The organism is Streptomyces sp. NPDC004327 (assembly GCF_042873935.1).
Lineage (GTDB): Bacteria > Actinomycetota > Actinomycetes > Streptomycetales > Streptomycetaceae > Streptomyces.
Map to the genome: position 1 here is coordinate 173,942 of NZ_JBIAME010000007.1, position 22,859 is coordinate 196,800.

18 protein-coding genes are annotated in these 22,859 nt (G+C 71.3%); 13 read left to right on the forward strand and 5 right to left on the reverse strand.

Annotated elements, in window-relative coordinates:
* Positions 1-156: 156 nt before the first annotated feature.
* Both ACFYU9_RS24575 and ACFYU9_RS24580 read left to right on the forward strand, forming a co-directional pair.
* Positions 157-2,961 carry an AAA family ATPase gene (locus ACFYU9_RS24575; protein WP_389346001.1) on the forward strand — a complete coding sequence of 935 codons (2,805 nt, stop codon included), beginning with the start codon at positions 157-159 and terminating at the stop codon, positions 2,959-2,961.
* A gap of 62 nt (positions 2,962-3,023) precedes the next feature.
* The gene (locus tag ACFYU9_RS24580; RefSeq protein WP_389346002.1) at positions 3,024-4,019 is read left to right on the forward strand and encodes an alpha/beta hydrolase; all 996 of its coding nucleotides are present in this window, start codon (positions 3,024-3,026) and stop codon (positions 4,017-4,019) included.
* Positions 4,020-4,031: 12 nt separating this feature from the next.
* Here ACFYU9_RS24580 and ACFYU9_RS24585 read toward each other — a convergent pair whose 3' ends face one another.
* Entirely contained in the window at positions 4,032-4,496 is a 465-nt protein-coding gene (locus ACFYU9_RS24585) for a MarR family winged helix-turn-helix transcriptional regulator (RefSeq protein WP_389211783.1), read from the reverse strand.
* Positions 4,497-4,659: 163 nt separating this feature from the next.
* On the reverse strand, positions 4,660-6,093 hold the full coding sequence (locus tag ACFYU9_RS24590; RefSeq protein ID WP_389346004.1) for an ROK family protein: 1,434 nt from the start codon (positions 6,091-6,093) through the stop codon (positions 4,660-4,662).
* A gap of 138 nt (positions 6,094-6,231) precedes the next feature.
* Between ACFYU9_RS24590 and ACFYU9_RS24595 the strand changes: the two genes are divergently transcribed.
* The 6 genes from ACFYU9_RS24595 (at position 6,232) to ACFYU9_RS24620 (ending at position 13,857) form a co-directional block, all read left to right on the forward strand.
* Positions 6,232-7,569, forward strand: coding sequence for an ABC transporter substrate-binding protein (locus ACFYU9_RS24595; RefSeq protein WP_389346005.1), 1,338 nt, complete (start codon positions 6,232-6,234; stop codon positions 7,567-7,569).
* Positions 7,566-8,567 (forward strand): carbohydrate ABC transporter permease, encoded by a 1,002-nt coding sequence (locus tag ACFYU9_RS24600; protein WP_389211788.1) that lies wholly within the window; start codon positions 7,566-7,568, stop codon positions 8,565-8,567. Before ACFYU9_RS24595 ends, ACFYU9_RS24600 begins: the two co-directional genes overlap by 4 nt.
* Positions 8,560-9,414: a carbohydrate ABC transporter permease gene (locus ACFYU9_RS24605; protein ID WP_389346006.1), complete on the forward strand. Its 855-nt coding sequence runs from the start codon at positions 8,560-8,562 to the stop codon at positions 9,412-9,414. The genes ACFYU9_RS24600 and ACFYU9_RS24605 overlap by 8 nt, the downstream gene beginning before the upstream one ends.
* Positions 9,415-9,458: 44 nt before the next feature.
* Positions 9,459-10,883: a GH1 family beta-glucosidase gene (locus ACFYU9_RS24610; protein WP_389346007.1), complete on the forward strand. Its 1,425-nt coding sequence runs from the start codon at positions 9,459-9,461 to the stop codon at positions 10,881-10,883.
* 52 nt (positions 10,884-10,935) lie between these two features.
* A complete protein-coding gene (locus ACFYU9_RS24615) occupies positions 10,936-13,122 on the forward strand; it encodes a discoidin domain-containing protein (RefSeq protein ID WP_389346232.1) in 2,187 nt (728 codons plus the stop codon).
* A gap of 204 nt (positions 13,123-13,326) precedes the next feature.
* Positions 13,327-13,857, forward strand: coding sequence for an SRPBCC family protein (locus tag ACFYU9_RS24620; RefSeq protein ID WP_389211794.1), 531 nt, complete (start codon positions 13,327-13,329; stop codon positions 13,855-13,857).
* Between the two features lie 21 nt (positions 13,858-13,878).
* Here ACFYU9_RS24620 and ACFYU9_RS24625 read toward each other — a convergent pair whose 3' ends face one another.
* Positions 13,879-15,093: an erythromycin esterase family protein gene (locus ACFYU9_RS24625; protein WP_389346008.1), complete on the reverse strand. Its 1,215-nt coding sequence runs from the start codon at positions 15,091-15,093 to the stop codon at positions 13,879-13,881.
* 69 nt (positions 15,094-15,162) lie between these two features.
* On the opposite strand from ACFYU9_RS24625, the gene ACFYU9_RS24630 reads away from it, so the two are divergent.
* Entirely contained in the window at positions 15,163-15,894 is a 732-nt protein-coding gene (locus tag ACFYU9_RS24630; RefSeq protein WP_389346009.1) for a TioE family transcriptional regulator, read from the forward strand.
* Between the two features lie 94 nt (positions 15,895-15,988).
* Here ACFYU9_RS24630 and ACFYU9_RS24635 read toward each other — a convergent pair whose 3' ends face one another.
* Together ACFYU9_RS24635 and ACFYU9_RS24640 are read right to left on the reverse strand one after the other, a co-directional pair.
* Complete coding sequence (locus ACFYU9_RS24635) at positions 15,989-18,643, reverse strand: WD40/YVTN/BNR-like repeat-containing protein (RefSeq protein ID WP_389346010.1); 2,655 nt, start codon at positions 18,641-18,643, stop codon at positions 15,989-15,991.
* A 149-nt stretch (positions 18,644-18,792) separates the two neighbouring features.
* Positions 18,793-19,584, reverse strand: a complete 792-nt coding sequence (locus ACFYU9_RS24640) for an NPP1 family protein (RefSeq protein WP_389346011.1) — start codon at positions 19,582-19,584, stop codon at positions 18,793-18,795.
* A 471-nt stretch (positions 19,585-20,055) separates the two neighbouring features.
* Between ACFYU9_RS24640 and ACFYU9_RS24645 the strand changes: the two genes are divergently transcribed.
* The 4 genes from ACFYU9_RS24645 to ACFYU9_RS24660 all read left to right on the forward strand — a co-directional run bounded on the left by ACFYU9_RS24645 (position 20,056) and on the right by ACFYU9_RS24660 (position 22,844).
* Positions 20,056-21,150: a hypothetical protein gene (locus ACFYU9_RS24645; protein WP_389211804.1), complete on the forward strand. Its 1,095-nt coding sequence runs from the start codon at positions 20,056-20,058 to the stop codon at positions 21,148-21,150.
* Between the two features lie 6 nt (positions 21,151-21,156).
* Positions 21,157-21,426 carry a hypothetical protein gene (locus tag ACFYU9_RS24650; RefSeq protein WP_389211806.1) on the forward strand — a complete coding sequence of 90 codons (270 nt, stop codon included), beginning with the start codon at positions 21,157-21,159 and terminating at the stop codon, positions 21,424-21,426.
* A 71-nt stretch (positions 21,427-21,497) separates the two neighbouring features.
* Positions 21,498-21,629 carry a hypothetical protein gene (locus ACFYU9_RS24655; RefSeq protein ID WP_389211808.1) on the forward strand — a complete coding sequence of 44 codons (132 nt, stop codon included), beginning with the start codon at positions 21,498-21,500 and terminating at the stop codon, positions 21,627-21,629.
* Between the two features lie 132 nt (positions 21,630-21,761).
* Positions 21,762-22,844: a hypothetical protein gene (locus ACFYU9_RS24660; protein ID WP_389346013.1), complete on the forward strand. Its 1,083-nt coding sequence runs from the start codon at positions 21,762-21,764 to the stop codon at positions 22,842-22,844.
* Positions 22,845-22,859: the final 15 nt, after the last annotated feature.

Consider the following 22,859-nt stretch of genomic DNA (forward strand, 5'->3'; position numbering starts at 1 on the left):
CAGAATGGGGCAATAGTATTCTTTCTCTTCTGGCCGGCAGGGCCGGGAGCGCATCGCATTTCGGGACGCCGACGAAACAAGGGATCCACACCATGAACGAGCCGACGGGTCCTTCCCGCGGGCCGTTTCCCCGACCGCTTTCGACCGGGGCGCGGCGTGGACACTAGGCGCGGCACGATGGGCCGGCCGGAGCCCGTCACCGGACTTGCGGGCCGGGAAGCGGAGGTCGGCCGGATCCTGGACGCGATCGACCACGGTCGCGGCACCCCGCGAGCACTGCTCATCACCGGCGAGGCGGGCAGCGGCAAGACGTCGTTGCTGGAGGTCGCCGCCGAGCACGCGCGGGTGACCGGAGCACATGTGCTGAGGGCCCAGGGCTTCGACGGGGAGTCGGAGCAGTCGTTCGCGGCCCTGCACCAGTTGCTGCTTCCGCTCATTCCCGGCGCCGCTGATCTCCCCGGCCATCTGCGGGAGGTTCTGGAGACCTCGTTCGGCCTCGCCCCGATCACCAGACCCGCCGATCCGATGCTGCTGCGCGTCGCCGTCCTCACCCTGCTGGTCGAGGCCTCGCGCCGTCGACCCGTCGTGATGCTCGGCGATGACGTCCAGCACTTCGACCGGGACTCCCTCGACGTCCTGGGGTTCGTGCTGCGCCGTTTCGCGGCCGAGCCGGTGACGGTACTCCTCGCGGCCAGGGGGCTGACAGCTCCGGACTCCGCTGTCGCGCACCTGCCGGTCCTGTCGCTGGGACCGCTGACGGTCCAGGCGGCGGCCCGCCTGCTGGACGCGCAGCCCGATTCTCCTACCGGCAGGGCCCGGAGCGATGTCCTGGAGCAGGCTGACGGCAATCCGCTGGCCATCATCGAGCTGTGCCGTTCCGTGCGATCGGGCAGCCCGCTCGGTCCGGCCGACGGCGCACTGCCCCGGACCCAGCGGATCCAGGAGATGTTCTCCGCCCGGTTGCGCGCACTGCCGGCCCTCACCCAGCGGATGGTGCTCTACGCGGCGGCTTCCTCGGACCAAGAGGACCTGCAGACCCTGATGTCCGCAGCGGGAGCGGGCACGGACCTGTCGGTGTGGGCGCCCGCGGAGGACGCCGGGCTGATCACGATCGCGGGCCGCCAGGTGGGTTTCCGGCACCCGCTCGTGCGCGCGGGCGCCTACCAGGGCGCCCCGGCGCACCTGCGCCAGCAAGCGCATGTCGACCTCGCGGCCGTGCATCAGGACGATCCGGCCCGCCAGGCCTGGCACTTGGCCGCGGCCTGCATCGGCCAGGACGAATCCGTGGCGGCGACCCTGGAGGACACCGCGGACCTCGTCGAACAGCGTGGCGGATTCTACGCGGCCGCACGGGCGCTGGAACGATCCGCCGAGTGCAGTCCCGCCCCGGAGGACCGGGCACGCCGATACGCCAAGGCACTGAGAGCCGCCAACAACGCGGGCGACACCTTCTGGGTACGCGAGCTCTACGCCAAGGTCACCGCGCTGACCGAGGACCGCGACCTGCTCGGCGTCGCGGCGAACGGGGCCGGCCTGGCCCTTTCCATGTCCGGCCATCAGCGGGAAGCGTTCCAGCTCCTGATGGGCGCCCTGGAACCAGACCTGCCGCAGGACGCCAGGACGACGCTCGCGGTAACCGCAGTGATCGGTGCGGTCGCCTTCCAGTCCGGCCTGTCCGAGGTCAGGCGCCCGCTGGTTCCCCTCCTCGAAGCGATCGAGACCGGTGCCGTCAGTACGCCCTACTCCGAGCTGGTCGCGGACGAGGCCGTCAACGCGTTGCGGGCCGTCATCCTCTGCGAAGCGGATCCGGTCAGGAACGCCCCCGCCCTGTTGAGCCGAACCCGGCGGCCGAGCTTGCTGGAGCCGCTGACGGGCATCGCGGAAATGATCCGGCTGCAGACGTTGGGCGCGGTTGCCTGGATGGCCGACGAGTCCGAGCTGTGCGTGGACACCTTCCGGCGGGCGTTCGCCATGCTCCGCTCGTACGGAGCCATCGGAACGGGTGCCATCGCCCTCTCGGCCATGGGCTCGGCCCTGATCGACGTCGGGCGTTGGGCGGAGGCCGACGAACTGCTGGACGAGGCGGCAACCCTGGCGGCCGTCCAGAAGATGAAGCACATCGAAGTCGACATCGAAGCCCTGCGCGTGACGCTGCACGCCCTGCGCGGCCGCTGTGCCGATGCCGGGATCCTGACGGATCCCGCCTGGGCTGTCGTCAACCTGGAGGAGAACACCGCCACCCACGCACGGCTGCTGCGCGCGGCAGGCACCGCCGCGGCGGCCGCGGGCGACTACGACGGGGCGCTGCGCCACTTCCGGCGACTGTTTCACCAGGACGGCACTCCGCTGCACTACTTCCTCTCTCACGGGTCCATCGCCGACCTCGCCGCCGTCGCCCAGCGGACCGGACACGAGGAGGAAGTCGCGCCTGTCGTCGCGGCGGTACGCAAGGCGCAGGGACCGCACACGACGACGCGGATGACGCTGCTCCTGCACCACGCCACCGCGCTGGTCGGCGACCCGGCGCAGGCGGAGCACCACTTCCGCCTGGCCCTGGTCAACCCGGCCGGTGACCAGTGGCCGCTCGCCCGTGCGCAGGCCCGGCTCCACTACGCCCAGTGGCTGCGCAGACGACGGCGCCCGCTGGACGCCCGTCCGATCCTGGCCTCGGCCATGGAGGCCTTCTCACGGCTCGGTGCCACCGCGCTGGCCGACGAGGCGCGGGCCGAGCTTCGGGCGAGCGGCGTCGCCGCGCCGTCCGACCGGCCCGATCCGCTGTCGGAACTGACCGCCCAGCAGCAGCAGATCGTACGGCTGGCGGCGCAGGGCCTGGGCAACAAGGAGATCGGGGAGAAGCTCAAGCTGTCCCCCCGCACGATCGGCTCGCATCTCTACCAGGTGTATCCGAAGCTCGGCGTCAGCAGCCGCCACCAACTCCGCGACGTCCTCGGTGTCCTGTGAACGACGGCAAGCCGGCCGGCGGATAAGGTTCCGATCGCTACGAGGAAGGAGAGGTGAGGCGTGTGGAGCGCGAGCCCGTCACCGGCGGAGGCGGCTGTGATCGCCCCGCCGTTGTCCTCGACCCCGTCGTCCAACGGTTGGTCGACGCCTCGGCGGACCCGCCGTACCTGCATCAGCTCGGCCCGGCCGACGGCCGGGAGGCGCTTCTGGAAGCCCAGGGGCACCTGTTCGACGACTTCGCGGTGGACGCCGAGTTCTGGGTGGCGCCCGTCGGCCCCTCCGGACTGGTCGGCTTCTGGACCTTCCGCCCCGCGGCCCGGAGCGGCCCGCTTCCTGCGGTCCTTTACGTCCACGGGGGCAGGTGGATGCTCGGTGACGCGCAGACCCACACCCGGATGATCTGCGAACTCGTGACCGCCAGCGAAGCCGTGTTCGTGGTTCCCGAGTACACGCGCACTCCCGAGGCCCGGTACCCGGTGGCGATCGAAGAGCTGTACGCCGTACTGACCTGGCTGACCGACAACGCCCCGGACTTCGCCGTGGACAGCCGGAGGCTGGCGGTGGCCGGCGACTGCGCGGGCGCCACCATGGCCACAGCGCTCACCATCATGGCCAAGCAACGCGGCGGCCCTCGCCTGCGCGCACAACTGCTCTACTACCCGTTGGCCGCCCCGCACCTCGACACCCCCTCGCGGAGACACTTCGGGTCCGGCTACCTCCTCACCACCAAGGCCCTGGACTGGTACTGGCAGCAGTACACGGACGACGACCGAGAACTCGCCGAAGCCACGGCCTCTCCGCTGCGGGCAACGACCGCCGAGCTCGCGGGCCTGCCCCCCGCACTGGTCGTCACAGCCGAGGCCGACGTCGTTCGGGACGAGGGGGAGCAGTACGCGCGGCAGCTGCGTAAAGCAGGTGTGGCCGTGACCGCCGTCCGCTACCTCGGCACAGTCCACGACTTCGCGTCCCTGAACGCTCTGCGCGACAGTCCGCCCACCGGGGCCGCCATCCGCCAAGGCGGTGCCTACCTCAAAGACGCTCTCGCCACTGGGCAGTGAGGGAAGGCCGTCCTAGCGTCCGGACGGGGCGTCCACCGCTTCGACCGCCTCGACCAGCGAGGTCAGCTCCGGGTTCCGCGCGGCCTCGGTCAGTGCCTCGCGCAGGGCGGCGTCATTCGTCGGGCGGGCCTCGGCGAGGAGCCGCTGTCCGGCGTCGGTGACGTTGGTGTAGATGCCGCGGCGGTCGGTGGGGCACAGATAGCGGGACAGCAGGCCGCGGTCCTCCAGGCGGGTGACCAGGCGGGTGGTGGCGCTCTGGCTGAGGACGACCGCGTCGGCGACCTGCTTCATCTGGAGGTGGCCGCCCTCGCCGTCGTGCTGGCGGCTGAGCACGTCGAGCAGTGAGTACTCGCGCACGCTCAGCTCGTGCCGGGACTGCAGGGCCCGCTCGATGTGGGCCTCGATCCTGCCGTGCAGCAGGGACAGGGCACCCCATCCGTTGGCCAGGGCGGTGAGCGCGGGGTCGGTGGCGGTCATGGGGTCCAGGTCTCCTTCCGGCTGTCGCTGACGTCCAGGATACCTCGTGGAGTGAAATATCGGCTAGAGCTCTTATAGGGCTCCTGCAAGTATCTGCCTGCCGGTCCCGGCCCCTCCGCCCGCCGTGCCCCCTCACAAGCCCGCGACCTCCGTCGCCACCTCGTCACCGCCCCGCGCGCTCCCGTGCCGCCCGCTCCCGCACCGCCGTCGCCCACGCCGGCTGCACCTCCGCCGCCTCCGGCCCGGCGCCCGCACCCGGCTGGGCCCGCCGGCCGCCCCGGGCGAAGAAGTCGGCCAGCGGGAGGATCGCGGCACCGACGGTGACCGCCTCCGGGCCGAGCGTGCCGAGGCCGATCGTCACGCGGGCGGCCGGATAGCGCAGCGCGTACTCGCGCGCGTGCTCCCGGACGCGGTCCAGGAAGCGGTCGCCGAGCTGGAGGCCGGCCCAGCCGCCGACCAGGATCCGCTCGGGCTGGAAGAGGTTGATGAGGTCGGCGAAGCCGGCGCCCAGGTACTCGGCGGTCTCGTCCAGGACGGCGACCGCCGGGGCGTCGGGCGCGCCGCCGGATCCCTCCGCGGGGTGAGCGGCGGCCAGCATCGCGGCCAGGGCGGTCTCCTCGTCCGCGCCCGCAGGGGGCCGCCCGCCCGCCTCGCGCCAGCGTTCGAGCATGGCCTCGGCGCCCGCGTACGCCTCCAGGCAGCCGCGCGCGCCGCAGCGGCAGCGCCGGCCCCGGACCCGTACGGCCAGATGCCCCCACTCCAGGGCGCGGCCCGGCCCCAGCGGATCGGTGGCGACGCAGGCGCCGACGCCGGAGCCGAAGAGGACGAAGACGGCGCTGTGCGCGCCGCGCCCGGCGCCGAACCACAGCTCGGCCTGGCCGAGGGTGCGGGCGCCGTTGTCGATCCAGTACGGGACGGAGTCGGGCAGGTCGACGGCCTCGCGCAGCAACCGCTCCAGCGGCACCGCGTCCCAGCCGATCGTCTGTCCGTGCACGATCGCGCCGCCGTAACCGCCGCCCGGGCCGCCGTGTGCGCCACCATCCGGGCGCTCGCCGGAACCGCTCCCCGGGGTCCGGTCGGCACCGCCGCCGGCCGTACCGCCGTGCGCGACGATCCCGGGCACGCCCACGCCGACCCCGAGCAGTCGCCCCGGGTCCATGTCCGCCGCCCGCAGCACCTCCGCGATGCCCTCGCGGATGTGCGCGACGACGAGCCCGACCTCGTACCGGTCGTGCGGGGCGCGGCTCTCCACGGCCAACGGCCGCTCGGTGCGGGCGAGTTCGGTGAGGGTGAGGTCGAACAGCTCGATCCTGACCCGGGTCTCGCCGACGTCGACACCGATCATGCAGCCGCTGGTGGGGCTGATCCGCAACAGGGTGCGCGGCCGGCCGCCCGCCGAGTCGACACTGCCGGCCTCCTCGACCAGGCCCTCGGCGACCAGTTCGGCCACCACGTTGCTGACCGAGCCGGAGCTGAGCCCGGTCGCGGGCCCGAGGGAGAGCCGGCTCGCCGGGCCGTCGAAATACAGCCGCTGCAGCACCGCCGTGCGGTTCTCCCGCCGCAGGTCGCGCACCGTGCGGCCATGTGTCGCTCGCACAGCAACCCCCCGTTCTCCAGAGCCTGTTCGGCCAGCTGGTCCGCAACATACACCTGACGCGAAGCCTTGACGCGCCCTTCCCGTGCAGCTTAACTCACGTCCTAAATTAAGCCTCACTCGAAAGGGTTACGAGGAGTCATGCGCAGAATCAGAGCCGCGGTCACCGGCGCCGTCACCCTCTCCCTCGCCCTCACCGCGACCGGCTGCGGCGGCGGCACCGCCGACGGCTCGGGCGGCGCCAACTCCCAGCCCAGGACGCTCACTTACTGGGCCTCCAACCAGGGCCCGAGCGTCGAGGCCGACAAGAAGGTGCTCCAGCCCGAACTCGACAAGTTCGAGAAGGAGACCGGCATCAAGGTGAAGCTGGAGGTGGTGCCCTGGTCCGACCTGCTGGCCAGGATCCTCACCGCCGCCACCTCCGGCCAGGGCCCCGACGTCCTCAACATCGGCAACACCTGGAGCGCCTCGCTCCAGGCGAGCGGCGCGCTGCTGCCCTGGGACGCGAAGAACCTCGCCGCGATCGGCGGCAAGGACCGCTTCGTCGACTCCGCGCTCGGCTCCACCGGCGCCGCCGGCCAGGACCCGGCCGCCGTGCCGCTCTACTCCATGGCCTACGCGCTCTACTACAACAAGAAGATGTTCGCCGACGCCGGCATCACCAAGCCGCCGGCCACCTGGGACGAACTCAACGAGGACGGAAAGAAGCTCGCCAAGGACGGCAGGTCCGCCATCGGCGTCGAGGGCGCCAACCTCGCCAACAACATCCACCAGGTCTTCGTGCTCGGCAAGCAGCACGGCGCCGACTTCTTCACCCCCGACGGCAAGGCCGACTTCACCTCCGACGGCGCCGTCGCCGCCGTCAAGCAGTACGTCGACCTGATGGCGGCGGACAAGCTCGTCGCCCCCGGCAACGCCGAGTACGCCCAGAACCAGTCGCTCGGCGACTTCGCCAAGGGCCGCACCGCGATGGTGCTCTGGCAGACCCCCGCGCAGACCTTCGCCGCCCAGGGCATGAGCCCCGACGAGTGGGGCGTCGCCCCCGCGCCCGTCCCCTCCGGCACCCCCGGCCAGGGGACCCGGGTCAACTCCATGGTCGCCGGCATCAACATGGCCGTCTTCGCCAACACCAGGAACCGCGACGGCGCGCTGAAGTTCGTGAAGTTCATGACCGGCGACACCGAGCAGAAGATCCTCAACCAGGCCTACGGTTCCGTCCCGCCCGTCAAGACCGCCCAGGCGGACCCCGCCTTCTCCGGACCCGCGCTCGCCGTCATCCGCGACACCCTCGCGGGCAGCGCCGCCGCCCTGCCACAGGTCCCCGAGGAATCCCAGTTCGAGACCGTCGTCGGCACCGCCGTCAAGGAGCTGTTCGCCGACGCCGCCGCCGGCCGGCCGGTCACCACCGAGTCCGTACGTGCCAAGCTCGGCAAGGCCCAGCAGCAGATGCCGAAGAACCAGGCGCGCACCCTGCCATGACCACCACCGCCACCCCCGGGGCGAGCCCCGCAGCCGGCCCCCGGACCGTTCGAGGCGGCGCCACCGGAGCCGCCACGTCCGCCCGGAAGGCCCGCGGCCGCTCCGCACTGCCGTATCTGCTGCTCCTGCCCGCCCTGCTGCTCGAACTCCTCGTCCACCTCGTGCCGATGCTCATCGGCGCCGTCATGAGCTTCAAGGAGCTCACCCAGTTCTTCATCCGCGACTGGACGGCCGCCCCCTGGAACGGACTCGACAACTTCGCCGTCTCCGTGGACGTCAACGCACCCGTCGGCGAAGCCCTGCTGAAGTCCTTCACCACGACCTGCGCCTTCACCCTCGCCTCGGTCGCACTGTGCTGGCTGCTCGGCACCGCCGCCGCGATCTGCCTCCAGGACCCCTTCCGCGGCCGCGGCCTGCTGCGCACCCTCTTCCTCGTCCCGTACGCGCTGCCCGTCTACGCCGCCGTCATCACCTGGGCGTTCATGTTCCAGCACGACAACGGCCTGATCAACCACGTCCTGCACGACCGGCTCGGCATCGGCGACAGCCCCGCCTTCTGGCTCATCGGCGACAACAGCTTCTGGGCGCTGCTCACCGTCTCCGTCTGGAAGGGCTGGCCCTTCGCCTTCCTCACGGTCATGGCCGGCCTGCAGAACATCCCCCGGGACCTCTACGAGGCCGCCGCCCTCGACGGCGCCGGCGTGTGGCGGCGGATCCGCCACATCACGCTGCCGTCGCTCAGGCCCGTCAACCAGGTCCTGGTCCTCGTCCTCTTCCTGTGGACCTTCAACGACTTCAACACCCCCTTCGTCCTCTTCGGCAAGGCCGCTCCCGAAGCCGCCGACCTGATCTCCCTGCACATCTACCAGTCCTCCTTCCAGACCTGGAACTTCGGCACCGGATCCGCCATGTCCGTCCTGCTCCTGCTCTTCCTGCTCCTCGTCACGGGCCTCCACCTCGCCCTCACCTCGCGCGGAAGGAGGGCCGAACGTGCGTAACCCGCCCTCCGCACCGCCCCGTTCGTACCGGTGGACCCGGCGGATCCTGCTCACCCTGCTCACCGGATTCGTCCTGCTGCCGGTGTACGTGATGGTCTCCAGCTCCCTCAAGCCGCTGGCCGACGTCACCGGCGCGTTCCGCTGGTGGCCCTCCACGCTCACCCTGCGCCCGTACGCCGACATATGGCGCACCGTCCCGCTCGCCGACTACTTCGTGAACTCGGTGATCGTGGCCGGTGCCGCGACCGTCTGCTCGGTCACCGTCGCCGTCTTCGCCGCGTACGCCGTCAGCCGCTACGACTTCCGCGGCCGGCGCGTCTTCACGGTGACCGTCCTGTCGACGCAGATGTTCCCCGGCATCCTCTTCCTCCTGCCGCTGTTCCTCATCTACGTCGACATCGGCAACGCCACCGGCATCGCCCTTTTCGGCTCGCGCGGCGGACTGGTCCTCACCTATCTGACCTTCTCGCTGCCGTTCTCCATCTGGATGCTCGCCGGCTATCTGGACTCGATCCCGCGCGACCTCGACGAGGCCGCCAAGGTCGACGGCTGCGGCCCGGTCGGCGCCCTGTTCCGGGTGATCCTGCCCGCCGCCCTGCCCGGCATCGTCGCCGTCGCCGTCTACGCCTTCATGACCGCCTGGGGCGAGGTCCTCTTCGCCTCCGTCATGACCGACGACACCACCCGCACCCTCGCCGTCGGCCTGCAGGGCTACGCCACCCAGAACGACGTGTACTGGAACCAGGTGATGGCCGCCTCCCTCGTCGTCAGCGTCCCCGTCGTCGCCGGCTTCCTGCTGCTCCAGCGCTACCTCGTCGCCGGCCTCACCGCGGGTGCCGTCAAGTGACCCACCTGAGCGCCCACCAGCCTTCTTTCACCGAAGGGCATTTCGTGTCCGACGCACACTCCGTCCCGCACCCCGTACCGCGCCCCCTCACGCACTCCGCCACCACCCCGCTCGACCTCGGCGCCTTCCCGGCCGGCTTCGCCTGGGGCACGGCCACCTCCGCGTACCAGATCGAGGGCGCCGTCGCCGAGGACGGCCGCGCCCCCTCGATCTGGGACACCTTCGCCCACACCCCCGGCGCCGTCGACAACGGCGACCACGGCGACACCGCCTGCGACCACTACCACCGCTGGCCCACCGACATCGCCCTGATGAAGGAGCTCGGCACCGACGCCTACCGGATGTCGATCGCCTGGCCGCGCGTCCTGCCCGGCGGCGACGGCCCGGTCAACGCGGCCGGACTCGACTTCTACGACCGGCTCGTCGACGCCCTCCTCGACGCCGGCATCACCCCCAGCGTCACCCTCTACCACTGGGACCTGCCGCAGGCGCTGCAGGACCGGGCGGGGGAGTCGCGCGGCGGCTGGACCGAACGCGCCACCGCCGAGCACTTCGCCCACTACACCTCGGTGGTCGCCGCCCGCCTCGGCGACCGGGTCCGCGACTGGGCCACCCTCAACGAGCCGCTCTGCTCGGCCTGGATCGGCCATCTGGAGGGACGGATGGCCCCCGGCTGGACCGACCTGCCCGCCGCCGTCCGCGCCTCGTACCACCTCCTCCTCGGCCACGGCCTCGCCGTCCAGGCGCTGCGCGCCGCCGTCCCCGGCGCCCGGATCGGCCTGGTCACCAACCACTCCACCATCGAACCCGCCACCACCCGCCCCGAGGACCTCGCCGCCGCCGTCCGCGCCGACGGGCACACCAACCGCTGGTGGCTGGACCCCGTGTACGGGCGCGGCTTCCCCGCCGACATGCGCGAGCTGTACGGAGTCGAACTGCCGGACAGGAGCGGCGACGCGGAGGTCATCGCCGCCCCGCTCGACTGGCACGGGCTGAACTACTACTTCCCGGTCACCGTCGCCGACGACCCGGCCGGCCCCGTCCCCTACGCCCGCGAGGTCCCCCGGCCCGAGCTGCCCCGCACCGGCATGGACTGGCCCGTCGACGCCGGCGGCCTCGAAGCCCTCCTGCTGCGCCTCACCGAGGAGTACGGCGTGCGCCGGCTGTACGTCACCGAGAACGGCTCGTCCTTCCCCGACACCACCGGGCCGGACGGACGCGTCGACGACCCGGAGCGCACCGCCTACCTGGAACAGCACCTCGCGGCCTGCGCCCGCGCCCTGCGCAAGGGCGCCCCGCTGGCCGGCTACTACGCCTGGTCCCTGCTCGACAACTTCGAGTGGGCCTACGGCTACGACAAGCGCTTCGGCCTGGTCCACGTCGACTACGCGACCCAGCGCCGGACGGTCAAGGCCAGCGGACGGCGGTACGCGGACATCATCCGCGCCCACCGGTCGCAGGCCCGCTGACCCGCACCACCCCCCACCGAAGAATCCAGAAGGAGCCGCCGTGTACGACGCCATGCACCGCTCCCGACCACGCACCGAACCGCCGCGCCGCCGGGCCCTCGCCCTCGTCACCGCCCTGCTGACCGCCCTCATCGGCGGGCTGTTCGCGCTCACCCCGGCCGGCCCCGCGCGGGCCGCGGCGGCGGCCGCGCCGGTCCTGCTCTCCCAGGGCCGGCCGGTCACCGCCTCCAGCCAGGAGAACGCCGGCACCCCCGCGGCGGCCGCCGTCGACGGCGACCCCGGCACCCGCTGGTCCAGCGCCTTCGCCGACCCGCAGTGGATCCGCATCGACCTCGGCACCCCCGCCGCCCTCAGCCGGGTCGACCTGACCTGGGAGACCGCCTACGGCTCCGCGTACCGCGTCGAGACCTCCACCGACGGCACCGCCTGGACCACCGCCTACGCCACCACCACCGGCCACGGCGGCACCGAGTCCCTGCCCGTCTCCGGCACCGCCCGCTACGTCCGGCTCACCGGCCAGACCCGGGCCACCGGCTGGGGCTACTCGCTGTGGGAGTTCCAGGTGTACGGCACCACCGACGGCGGCACGACCCTGCCCGGCGGCGGCGACCTCGGCCCCAACGTGCACATCGTCGACCCGTCCACGCCGAACATCCAGGCCCAGCTCGACGACGTCTTCCGGCAGCAGGAGTCGGCGCAGTTCGGCACCGGCCGGCACGCCTTCCTCCTCAAGCCCGGCACCTACAACGGCCTCAACGCCCAACTCGGCTTCTACACCCAGATATCCGGCCTCGGGCTGCGCCCCGACGACACCCTGATCAACGGCGACGTGACCGTGGACGCCGGCTGGTTCAACGGCAACGCCACCCAGAACTTCTGGCGCTCCGCCGAGAACCTGGCCCTCAACCCGGTCAACGGCACCGACCGCTGGGCCGTCTCCCAGGCGTCCTCCTTCCGCCGCATGCACGTCAGGGGCGGCCTCAACCTCGCGCCCACCGGCTACGGCTGGGCCAGCGGCGGCTACATCGCCGACAGCCGTGTCGACGGCCAGATCGGCAACTACTCGCAACAGCAGTGGTACACCCGCGACAGCGCCGTCGGAGGCTGGTCCAACTCCGTGTGGAACCAGGTCTTCTCCGGCGTCGAGGGCGCCCCCGCCACCACCTTCCCCGACCCCAGGTACACGACGCTCGACACCACCCCGATCTCCCGAGAGAAGCCCTTCCTCTTCTTCGAGGGCGGCCAGCTGAAGGTCTTCGCCCCGGCGAAGCGGACCAGCGCCCGCGGCGTGAGCTGGTCGGCCGGCACCCTGCCCGGCGAATCGATCCCGCTCAGCCGCTTCTACGTCGTCAGGCCCGGCACCAGCGCGGCGACCATGAACCAGGCCGTGGCCCAGGGACTCCATCTCCTGTTCACCCCGGGCGTCTACCACGTCGACCGCACGGTGGAGATCGACCGCCCCGGCACCATCGTGCTCGGCCTCGGCCTCGCCACGATCGTCCCGGACAACGGCGTCACCGCCCTGCGCGTCGGCGACGTCGACGGCGTCCGCCTCGCCGGCCTCCTCATCGACGCCGGCCCCGTCAACTCGCCCACGCTCCTGGAGATCGGCCCGCAGGGCGCCACCGCCGACCACGCGGCCGACCCCACCACCGTCCAGGACGTCTACCTCCGCGTCGGCGGCGCCGGCCCCGGCCGCGCCACCACCGCGATGGCCGTCCACAGCGACGACACGATCATCGACCACACCTGGGTCTGGCGCGCCGACCACGGCGACGGCGTCGGCTGGGACACCAACCGCGCCGACTACGGCGTCCGCGTGTACGGTGACGACGTCCTCGCGACCGGCCTCTTCGTCGAGCACTTCAACAAGTACGACGTCGAATGGTTCGGCGACCGCGGCCGCACGGTCTTCTTCCAGAACGAGAAGGCGTACGACGCCCCCAACCAGGCCGCCGTCCAGGACGGCCCCTACCAGGGATACGCGGCCTACCGCGTCGACGACTCCGTCACCACCCACGAGGGCTGGGGCCTCGGCAGCTACTGCTACTACAACACCGACCCGACCATCCGTCAGGACCACGGCTTCCGCGCCCCGGTGAAGCCCGGCGTCCGCTTCCACAGCCTCCTCGTCGTCTCCCTGGGCGGCAAGGGCCAGTTCAACCACGTCATCAACACCACGGGCGCCCCGACCTCGGGCACGGACACGATCCCGTCCACGGTCACCTCCTACCCGTAACGCCGTCACCGCGGCAACGCCGTCACACCGGCCCGAGCCCCCTCCACCCTGCGGCGGAGGGGGCTCAGCCCTCGGCCGGCGCGTAGTCGGGCAGGTCGACGCGGCCCGGCCGCGCCGATCGCACGGAGGGGTGGCCAGGACCACGTTGCGACGGCCGATCGGCATCCTGGATGATCAACCGGGGCCGAAACCAAGGGGGATGACATGCGGTATTCCGAAGGTCCGCGGGTCGAGTGCGAGATCCACGTCGAGGCGCCGCCGGCGCGGGTCTGGGCGCTGGTGACCGACATCCACCTGCCGGCGCGGCTCAGCGGCGAACTGCAGCGCGTCGCCTGGCTCGACGACGCCGACGGACCCGCGGTGGGCGCGCGCTTCGAGGGCTACAACCACAACGAGATGATCGGCGAGTGGCGGACCGTCTCCCACGTCGTCGAGCTCGACGAGCGGCGGGTGTTCGCCTGGGCCGTCACCGACGCGGACGGCCGCTACGGCGAGCCGACGCTGGACCCCGCGAAGCCGCTGGCGACCTGGCGGTACGAACTGGAGGCCGACGGCGCGGGGACCCGGCTGCGGCAGACGGCCCTCCTCGGGCCGAACCGCAGCGGGGTCACCCTGGCCATCGAGCGCTGGCCGGACAGGGAAGAGGAGATCGTCGCCTACCGCGTGCGGGAACTGCGCGCCGCCATGGAGGCCGCCCTCCTCGGCATCAAGGCGCTCGCCGAGGAGGACGCCTGACGGCCCGCCGCGGGACGGGTGCTAGCTCGGCTCCATGTCCTTGACGAACACGATCCCGTCGCTCGCCGCCAGGTGCTCCGGATCGAACGGCGCGTAGCCGAACCACGGGGACACGCGCGCCGCCGGCCGCCAGGCGCCGAAGGCGGCCGCCAGCCGCCGGGCGTCGACGAGAACACGGTCGTCCGCGAGGGCGTACAGGAGTCCTTCGAGGGTGTCCGGCTCCGGGGCGTCCACGCCCTGGTGGCGGATCGTGCCCAGGGCGGTGGCCACGAAGGCGTACTCCGCGCCGAGCCGGACGCTCACCAGCGCGCCGGCCCCCCACCACTCCACCGGCCCCTCCCACATCCCCATGGAGCTCTTCTCCCGCTGGAAATGGGAGTTGTGCCCGAAGGCCAGTGCCGGGCCGCGCTCGGCGAGGGCCAGGAGGTTCTCGGCGATCATCCGGTCCCGGACGCCGAGCAGCCGGGTCATGCGGGCCGGCGAGGTGTCGGCCATCGCGTGGTGGTAGCGCAGCAGGCCCGTGGCGGTGCGCGCGTACAGGCGCGCCCGGTCCCACTCCTCGCGTGACGTCGCCGCGATCAGCCCCGGTGTCCGCTCGTCGAGCAGTTCCGTCAACTCGTCGGCGAGCAGCCGCAATTCGGCTGCCTCGGCCGACCGCCCCACGGACCGGTCCGGGTGCATCATCACGGCCTGGTCCGTCCACTGCCCGTCGGTGCCCAGCAGCCGGTCGAGCGTCTGTGCGGTGCAGGGGAGCAGGTCCGCGTCCAGGCGGTCCGCGAGGTAGCCGTGGAGCGCGGCGAGCGCCTGCCGGGGGCTCGCCGCGCCGGTGATCTCCAGCGGGCCGTCGGCACCGGCGAAGCGGAGCCGATCGGAGGCGGGCCGGCCGTCGTTGTAGGCGCGCATCCAGCGGACGAGCTCGCGGTTGGCCGCGTAGGCGCCCCAGTCGTGGCTGAATCCGTGCTCCATGACCTCGTCGAGCGTGCCCGCGCCCGTGGTGACGTGGTCGTCCACGAGCAGACCCCTCAGGCAGTCGGTCTCCAGGGCGATCGTCCGGTAGCCCTCCTGCTCGACGAGCTGCCGGAAGAGCTCGTTGCGCAGGTCGAGCAGAGTCTCCTCGCCGTGCGTGGGCTCGCCCAGGGCGAGCAGCCGGGGCCGGGAGGGCAGCAGCCCCATGACGGCGGCGGCGTCGGCGGGATGGACGGCATCTCGCGCGGTTTCCTTGATGTCAGTCGCCATGCCCTCAACGCTATCGTTGAAGCCTCGGTGGAGACTTTTCCATGAATGAGCCGCGATACGGTCGTCCTCATGGGGCAGAACCTTCAAAGCGGTGTGCGGCTCAGGCCGATCGATCTGGCGCGTGGGCACGGTCTGTCCACGCAGGCGGTACGCAACTACGAGGAGGCCGGCATCCTGCCTGTCGCCGACCGCACGCCCAGCGGCTACCGCACCTACACCCCGCTGCACGCGCGAGCCCTCGGCGCCTTCCTCGCCCTGCTGCCCGGCCATGGCCACCGGGCGGCGACGTCGATCATGCGGGCGGTCAACGACGGCGCGGTCGACGAGGCGCTCCGGCTCATCGACGAGAGCCACGCCCAGCTCCTCGACGACCGGCGCACCCTGCGGGCCGTGGAGACCGCCCTCGGCGACCTGGATCCCGGTGCGGGGCGCGAGCGGCCGGCACCGTCCGCGCCCGGCGACACCTTCATCGGTCCGCTGGCGGCGAAGCTCGGCATCAAGCCGGCGACGCTGCGCACGTGGGAGCGCGCCGGCCTGGTGCGCCCGCGCCGCGACCCGCGCACCGGGTACCGCGTGTACGACGAGGCCGCCGTACGGGACGCCCGGCTCGCCCACCAGCTCCGGCGGGGCGGCCACCTCCTCGAACAGATCGCCCCGCTGATCGACCGGGTACGGGCGGCCGGCGGCCTCGAACCGCTGGAAGCCGCCCTCGGCGACTGGCACCGCCGGCTCTCGGCCCGCGGGCGCGCGATGCTGGCCGGGGCCGCGGAGCTGGAGGCGTACCTCCGCGAGCGCGGCTGAGGAGCGTACGGACAGCGGCGAGACGGCCGAGGCCCTCCGGATCCCGACAGCGGATCCGGAGGGCCTCGGCGCGTGGTGGTGCGCGGAGCGAGCGTTACGGCGTCGGCGTCTTCCAGATGCCGCGGCCGTGCGTGGCCACGTACACCTGGCTGCCGTCCGGGCTCGGCGAGAGGTAGACCGCCGGTGCGGTGGGCAGGTCGGTGCCCAGGCGCGCCCAGTGGCCGGTGCCGGCCGTCGTGCCGGTGAAGACGCCGAGGTCGGTGGCGACGACGAGGGTGCCGTCCGCGGTGACGAGGGCCGAGTTGGCCGGGGCGTCCGGGAAGGAGTCCGCGGCGGTGGTGTCGCCGCCGATGTCCGTCCAGGTCGCGCCGCCGTCGGAGGTCTTCCAGACGTGGCCGTAGCCGGCGCCGGGGCCCTCGTTCCAGTGCCGCGAGAAGCCGTTGATCACCGCGTACACCGTCCTGCCGGAGGCGTCGGACGGGTCGATGGTCAGGCCGGAGACATAGCGGTTGGGGAAGGCGGCGGGCAGGTCCACCTGGTGCCAGGTGCCGCCGTAGTTGGTGGCGATGCCCCGCGCGAAGGTCTCGTCGACCGCGCCGCACGGGCCGCACCAGGCCGCCCAGGTGACGTGCCGGCGGCTGGCGACCGCCGAGGCGGAGCGCCCGGCGCCCAGGTCGAAGAGCTTGGTCCAGTCGGCTCCGGACGTGCTCTGCCACGTCCTGGTGTTGCCCCAGACGTACTGTCCGCCGGCGACCCACAGGCCGTTCGGGTCGGTCTCGTCCGCGGCGAACGGGGCGATGAAGCGGGCACCCGGGTCGCCCGGCGCGATGTCCGTGATCACGTCCTCGGCGCCGTTGTCGCTCGCCGTGAAGCCGCAGTTGTTCGTGATCTGCAGGGCGAGGTCGACGTACTCGCCGACCGTCTGGCAGCCGTTGTCCGGGTTGACCAGCTGGTCGCCGCCGTCACCGCCGAACGGGGCCACCATCCGGCCGTCGGGGTTGAGCCGCTGCCCCTGGTACGTGGCGCCCTTCGGAGCGAGCAGCGAGACGCCGTTGTCCTGCAGGCCGCCCCAGACCGCCTCGCCGCTGCCGTCGGGCAGCTTCCCGGCGCGCACCGAGTAGTACTGCAGGTTGCGCAGGGTGCCCGACTCGTTGAGGTTGCGCCAGCCGGCCGTGGTCTGCGCGGTCGGCCGGGCGTAGGCGCCGCCGTCGTTGCCGACGAACACCTCGGGCGTGCCGCCCTGCCACCGCGAGAACGCGAGGGCGTGCTGGTCGGAGTGCATCACGTCGGCGTCGCAGGTGTTCGCGGCGGCGTCGTACGAGAAGCACGGCATGCCGAAGTTCCAGTAGCGGCCGATCGTCTTCCAGGTGGCGCCGCCGTCCCGCGACTCGAACATCTCCTCGAGACCCAGGTAGACGTGGTCCGGGTCGCTCGGGTCGACCGCGATGACCTGGTCGTACCAGGCCTGCGAGCCCGGCTGGTAGCCGGATCCGATCGCCTTCAGCTTCATCGCCGAGCCGGTCGTCGACAGGGCCGCGGAGGTCGCGATCTGCTTGAACGGCCCGTTCGCGTCACCGTTCTGGCTCACGTACACGCCCGCCAGGACCGAGGAGACGCCGGAGCCGGAGGACTTGCCCAGCAGCTTGGGCGACTCCATCGACACGTACAGCCGGCTGCCGTCCGCCGCGTACGCGAAGGCGGCGTTGCCGATCTCGGCGGGGTTGACCGCACCCGTCGGGTTGGCGCGCTTCCAGGTGGTGCCGGCATCGGAGGAGTAGTAGAAGCCGTTGTAGCCGGCGCCGCCGCGCCAGGCCACGTTGGCGAGCAGACGGGTGCCGTCGCCGCCGGGCTGTACGGCGATGTCGTTGGCGATGTCCGCGTAGTGGCCGTCCACTCCGCAGGTGATGCCGCCGACGCCGACGCCCGCGCAGGGTGCGAGGACCTTCGCCCAGACGGCGGACCGCCCGGCGGACAGCGGGCGCCGGAAGACTCCGTGCGAGGAGGCCGCGAAGACGTAGCCGGCGGCCTGGTCGAAGGCGAGCGTGTGCACGGAGGACGAGTCCAGCTCCGTGCCGCCGACCTTGTCGCCCTCGCCGAAGACGCCGGTGACCGGGTCCGCGAGCCGGTACACGCCGCTGCCCAGGTAGTTGTCCGACGCGGTCGTGGCCTCGCCGGTCGCCAGCCACAGCGCGCCGTCGGGCGCGACGGCGAGCGCGCCCACGGACAGCGCGGGCAGCCCGTCGGCGATCGGCGTCCAGGTCCTCCCGTCGTCGGTGGAGCGGAACACACCGCCGCCGGCGGCGCCCGCGTAGACCACGCCCCGGTGGGTCGGATCGGTGGCAAGGGCCGCGATCCGGCCGGACGAGAACCCCGTACCGGAACCGGAGTTGGACGCCGACTGGTCACGGTAGTGCAGCGCGTCCTCGTCGTACGGGGAGGTGGTCACCTCCGTCCAGCTGCCGGACCTGACGGGCATGTTCCTGATGTGCGCCCACGCCCCCGTGTACGCGCCCGGCGCGACCTGGGCGGCCGGGGCGAGCCTCGGCTCGTTGAACGAGTCGACGGACTCCATCAGTTCATGGGACTCCTCGCCCGCCACCTCGTGGCGGCCGGCCCCCGGGTCGCCCTGCCCGTAGGCGGCGACGGGTCCCGCCCCCGCTATGAGGAACGCGGCGACGACGGCGAGTGCCGTCCTGCCGCCGCGCCCCGCTCCGCGGCGCGTTCCGCGCCGTGCGGAATACACAGTCATGGACTGTCTCCGGCTTCTTCGGCGTAAGGCGTGCCGCCCCGACGGCCGCACGCGATCTCCTACTGCCGAGCGCCGGAACCGTACTCCTGGGCCCTCCTGTTGCCACAGAGGTTTGCGGCGACTTTACGCAGTGCCCGGCGGCCCGGGCGTCAGGCCCACGGGTCGAAGGGGATGCCCGCCGGCCTGGAGGCGTTCAGGAGGTTGCGGAAGCGGTCGTCCTTGTCGGTGATCTTGATGGTGGCGGCACCGAAGTCGGCGTTCATGAGCCGGTCGCGCAGCCCGGTGGACGGGTAGCCGTTCCAGTCGACCAGCGGGGGATAGCGCCAGTTGTGGTAGTGGTTCTCCGGCGGCTCGTCGTTGTCGTTGGCGAGCCGGAAGAAGTGCGTGCTCAGACCGTCCTTGTGGTAGACGGCCTTCGGGTGGGAGCCGTCGAAGCGGACCTGCGAGGCGGGGTAGGTCTTCACCGTGCTGTGCTGCGTGGTGGACAGGTACGCCACCCGGTTCGCGGCCTGGTCGACCCAGGAGATCACGTGCTCCCAGTCGTGCCGGTGCCCCCCGAGGCTGCTGCCGGGCAGGGCCTGGTCCTTCTCGAAGTAGCTGGCGTAGACGATCGCGCACCAGCCGTTGTTGCACTTCGAGCGGGCGTACGTCTGGGAGTTGTCGAGGTCCGACTGGTCACGGCAGTTGCCGTTGACGGCGCCGGTGGGGTTCAGACCGGGGGCGAGGGTGCCGTCGGGGCCGATGGCGGGCGTGGCGTAGCAGCCGTCCGTGTCGTAGTCGTACGCGGGGGAGAAGGTCTGCTCGTAACCGCCCGCGCTCTGGGGCAGGTTGTGCGGCGGATCGGCGTGGGCCGATGCGACGGGGACCAGCACGGCCAGGAGGGCCGTGCCGAGGACGGCGGTCGTTCGGGGGACCAGGCGGCGGGGGGTCGGGGCCTTCATTCTTCCTCGCTCTCGAGTGGCTCGACGTGGGCCGGTGGTGCTCGACGCTGCTGAACGGGGCTCCGCGGGGCGGCGTGCGGCTCCGCGTGGAGTGCGGTTCGAGGGTGCCGCAGCCGGTGCGGCGGCGGTAGGGGCTGAAGGGGCCGGCGAGGAAGTGTTCGCCTCCGGTTCGCGCGGGGAGTGCGGCCGGCCGCTCGGTGCAGTCCCGAAATGCACCGGCTCGGCAGGGAAAGTGACGCGCTGATGATCGCTATCAAGCCACCCGCCCGCCGCTCTCGACGACCGCTCCGTCGCCGACCCCCGAAAAACAGGGCCCGCGCTCTGTTTCTGCTGACGAGAACAAGCCACTCGGTGAAGGCGTCGTTGACGCGTACCGATCAAGCTGAATAGAGTCATGATCACTTCGAACGGGCGCCGCGAAAAAGGTTCCTGCGAGAGACGAGTGGGCGGCACGACTGAATGGGGGCTTTCGTGATCGGTGACACAGACACCAAACTCTCCACCGGCCTGGTGGGGGACGGGAATTCATTGGTCGCCGACCGTGACATCCTCTACAGTGGCGCAGCCGCTATCTACAACGAGGAAGAGCCTGCCCGGCTGCCGAGCGAGTCCCACGCGGACTTCCTGGCGGACACGGTCAGGCGGATCAATCTCGACTACCTGATCGTCGAGGGTGCGGGTGCGATATCCGAGGAGAACGATCCCGGAATTCAGGGGGATCGCCCGGGTTCGCCGCGGCAGCGCCTGAGCGGTGTGGCCGGCTCGTGGTGGGTCTGGGACAAGGACAGCGAGGCGTCGCCGTCCGTCGCGTACGGGAATCATCTCGGACGTGTCCTCCGACAGCACGAGCTCGACGACATCCTGCGGCCCACTCCGGTGACGGAGGAGCAGGAAAAGCGCGCTGTCGAAGCCCTTTCCCTGGTTCAGGAACTGCTCCCGCAGGTGGCCGCGACGACCTTCCCCTTCGTGCATCACCTGGTCTTCCTCGACGGCCGCATCCTCAGCATGAACCTGCCGCAGGTGCCGGAAAGCGTGTTCATCTCCACGGAACTGCTCGGCCGGGACACGATAGAACTCGCCGACGCTCTTCTGCACGAATCACTGCACGAGAAGATGGTGGTGCTGCGCCTGACCCGCAGGCTCATGCGCGCCGGTTACACGGACGACGACAGCGCGACGTTCCTGCTTCCGTGGAGCATCGACTACGTGAAGCCCCGGCATTTCAACGCCGGACGGATCATCTCCGCGGCGCACGTCTACACCCATCTGGCAGTGCTGCACTGCGCCGCCCTCCTGCGGGACACCTCCGCCGGCGGCGACGTCACCGACCTGCACCGATCCAGGATCTCGCTGCCGTACGCCCGCGCCGCGTGCCTGCTCGACGCGATGACGCGCGAGCACGTCAAGGACGAGTTCGGCGACGACGGCCGACTTCTTCGGGAAGTCCTCGTCGAAGCCCTGGAGTCGGTACGCACAGAACTTCACGGTGTGGTCGAGCTGAAGCCCCACGGATGGTCGGGGATGAGCGAGAGCGCACTGATCACGCCCGCCAAAGTCGCAGGATAGGCAGCCATGAAATACCAGGTTTCTGACGGGGTCCGCATCCAGCCGATCAGTGTCCCCGGGCGCTTCTTCGTCTTCTCGGTGAACCCTCACTCGATCCTTCAGATCGACGCCAAGTCGGCGTTGGTCATCAAGCTTGCCGCCAGCACTCAGAACGCTGATGAGGCCGTGGCGGCCTACGCTTCTGCGACCAAGTCCGAACTGAGCGATGCCCGAGCGAACTTCGAGCGGATCGGCGAACAGCTGATCGGCGCCGGCATCCTCACCAAGAGCTTGTAATTCGAACCGGGGGATCCATCCGCCTGGAGAGGGTTACGGGGAAAAAATCCACGACGAAAGGAGGTGTTCCTATGTCCATCAACGAGCTGAACATCGACGAGCTCGCCGAGCTCGCCGCCGGCGAGGCCGGCGACGGTGACGTCGCCACCCAGGTCCTGCCTGAGGTGCGTGCCCAGTCGCAGTACCCCGCGTCCGGCATCTGAGGACGCAATACATAGGGTTCTCTGAATTCCTATGCGGGTGCGGGACCGGCTCCGGCCGGTCCCGCTCCCGGCGTTTTTACAGACAGACGGTTGTCAGAAGAAGAGACAGAGACAGATCGAGGACTGTTCGCCATGACCGCAGCACGTCAGATTCTATCGAGCGGGCCCTACGGGGATGCCGGGGCCATCGCAGACGACGTTTCCGCCTTCATGCGTCTGGTGGACGATCTCCTGCACGACGCGACGGGAATTCGGCTTCCTGACGCGGACGAAAACAGTCCGCTTTCCGTGCGGAGCATCCGGCGCGGCCTCATCATGGATGCCTACCGTGCTCTGACCGTCCGCAAGGACATCGCCGAGGCCCGTCTGATCATGGCCGAAGGCTTGCGGATCACTGACGGCACCGCGCCCCGCAACGAGGTGGCTGTACCGGGCTTCCGCTACGCGCTGGCGGGCGACTGGTCGGCCGACACCGCGGGCCGGGCGGTGCAGGAGCGGATCGGCAAGGACCTGGCCCCGCACACGTGCGGCTATGTCGCGGCGGGCGAGGACGAGGCCCGCAAGATGGCAGACGGCATCCGCCTGCTGACGGACTCGGTCGGCGAACTGGGCGCATCGGTCCTGAGCACCGTCTCCGGCGCGGTCCTGGTGACCGACTGCCCGATCGACTCCGGCTTCCTCGTGCCCGTCCCCTTCGCCTCCGTCGTCAACATCAGGCTGCTGGAGGACCCGGTCGCGCTGGCCGACGCCGTCTTCCACGAGTCCTGCCACCAGAAGTTCTACGACGTGCTGCTGTGCCGGCGCGTGGTGAACGAGGGGTACGGCTTCCTCGACGGCACGCTGTTCGACGTGCCGTGGCGTCCGATCGGCGGCAAGAAGCGCCAGATGGACTGCCTGCGCATCCTGTCCACCCTGCACGTCTACTCGCACCTGCTGGAGTTCCTGCTCTCCCTGGAGGGCGACGTGGCGGGCGGCTCGATGAGCCTTCGGACCAGGCTCGAGGAGTACTGGCGTCGCGCCTCCTTCTTCCACGAGCTCTCCCGCTCGTCGACCGTCCGCGACGGCCTCGGCCCGGACGCGGGCGACATGGCCGACTGGCTGGACTCCGTCATGGCGCGCCACCAGGCCTCCCTCACGGACCGGGGCATGTACGCCGGTTCGTTCTATCGCGAAGAGGCGCTGCGCCAGGTCGCCGCCGTCTCGGCCGCACACTGAGCACAGCCAGGATCC

What these genes read in the sequence shown, in the direction of transcription:
- ACFYU9_RS24585 (WP_389211783.1), bottom strand. Translation starts at nt 4,496, where the DNA reads ATGACCGCCACCGACCCCGCGCTCACCGCCCTGGCCAACGGATGGGGT.
- ACFYU9_RS24595 (WP_389346005.1), top strand. Translation starts at nt 6,232, where the DNA reads ATGCGCAGAATCAGAGCCGCGGTCACCGGCGCCGTCACCCTCTCCCTC.
- ACFYU9_RS24600 (WP_389211788.1), top strand. Translation starts at nt 7,566, where the DNA reads ATGACCACCACCGCCACCCCCGGGGCGAGCCCCGCAGCCGGCCCCCGG.
- ACFYU9_RS24615 (WP_389346232.1), top strand. Translation starts at nt 10,936, where the DNA reads ATGCACCGCTCCCGACCACGCACCGAACCGCCGCGCCGCCGGGCCCTC.
- ACFYU9_RS24620 (WP_389211794.1), top strand. Translation starts at nt 13,327, where the DNA reads ATGCGGTATTCCGAAGGTCCGCGGGTCGAGTGCGAGATCCACGTCGAG.
- ACFYU9_RS24625 (WP_389346008.1), bottom strand. Translation starts at nt 15,093, where the DNA reads ATGGCGACTGACATCAAGGAAACCGCGCGAGATGCCGTCCATCCCGCC.
- ACFYU9_RS24630 (WP_389346009.1), top strand. Translation starts at nt 15,163, where the DNA reads ATGGGGCAGAACCTTCAAAGCGGTGTGCGGCTCAGGCCGATCGATCTG.
- ACFYU9_RS24635 (WP_389346010.1), bottom strand. Translation starts at nt 18,643, where the DNA reads ATGACTGTGTATTCCGCACGGCGCGGAACGCGCCGCGGAGCGGGGCGC.
- ACFYU9_RS24640 (WP_389346011.1), bottom strand. Translation starts at nt 19,584, where the DNA reads ATGAAGGCCCCGACCCCCCGCCGCCTGGTCCCCCGAACGACCGCCGTC.
- ACFYU9_RS24650 (WP_389211806.1), top strand. Translation starts at nt 21,157, where the DNA reads ATGAAATACCAGGTTTCTGACGGGGTCCGCATCCAGCCGATCAGTGTC.
- ACFYU9_RS24655 (WP_389211808.1), top strand. Translation starts at nt 21,498, where the DNA reads ATGTCCATCAACGAGCTGAACATCGACGAGCTCGCCGAGCTCGCCGCC.
- ACFYU9_RS24660 (WP_389346013.1), top strand. Translation starts at nt 21,762, where the DNA reads ATGACCGCAGCACGTCAGATTCTATCGAGCGGGCCCTACGGGGATGCC.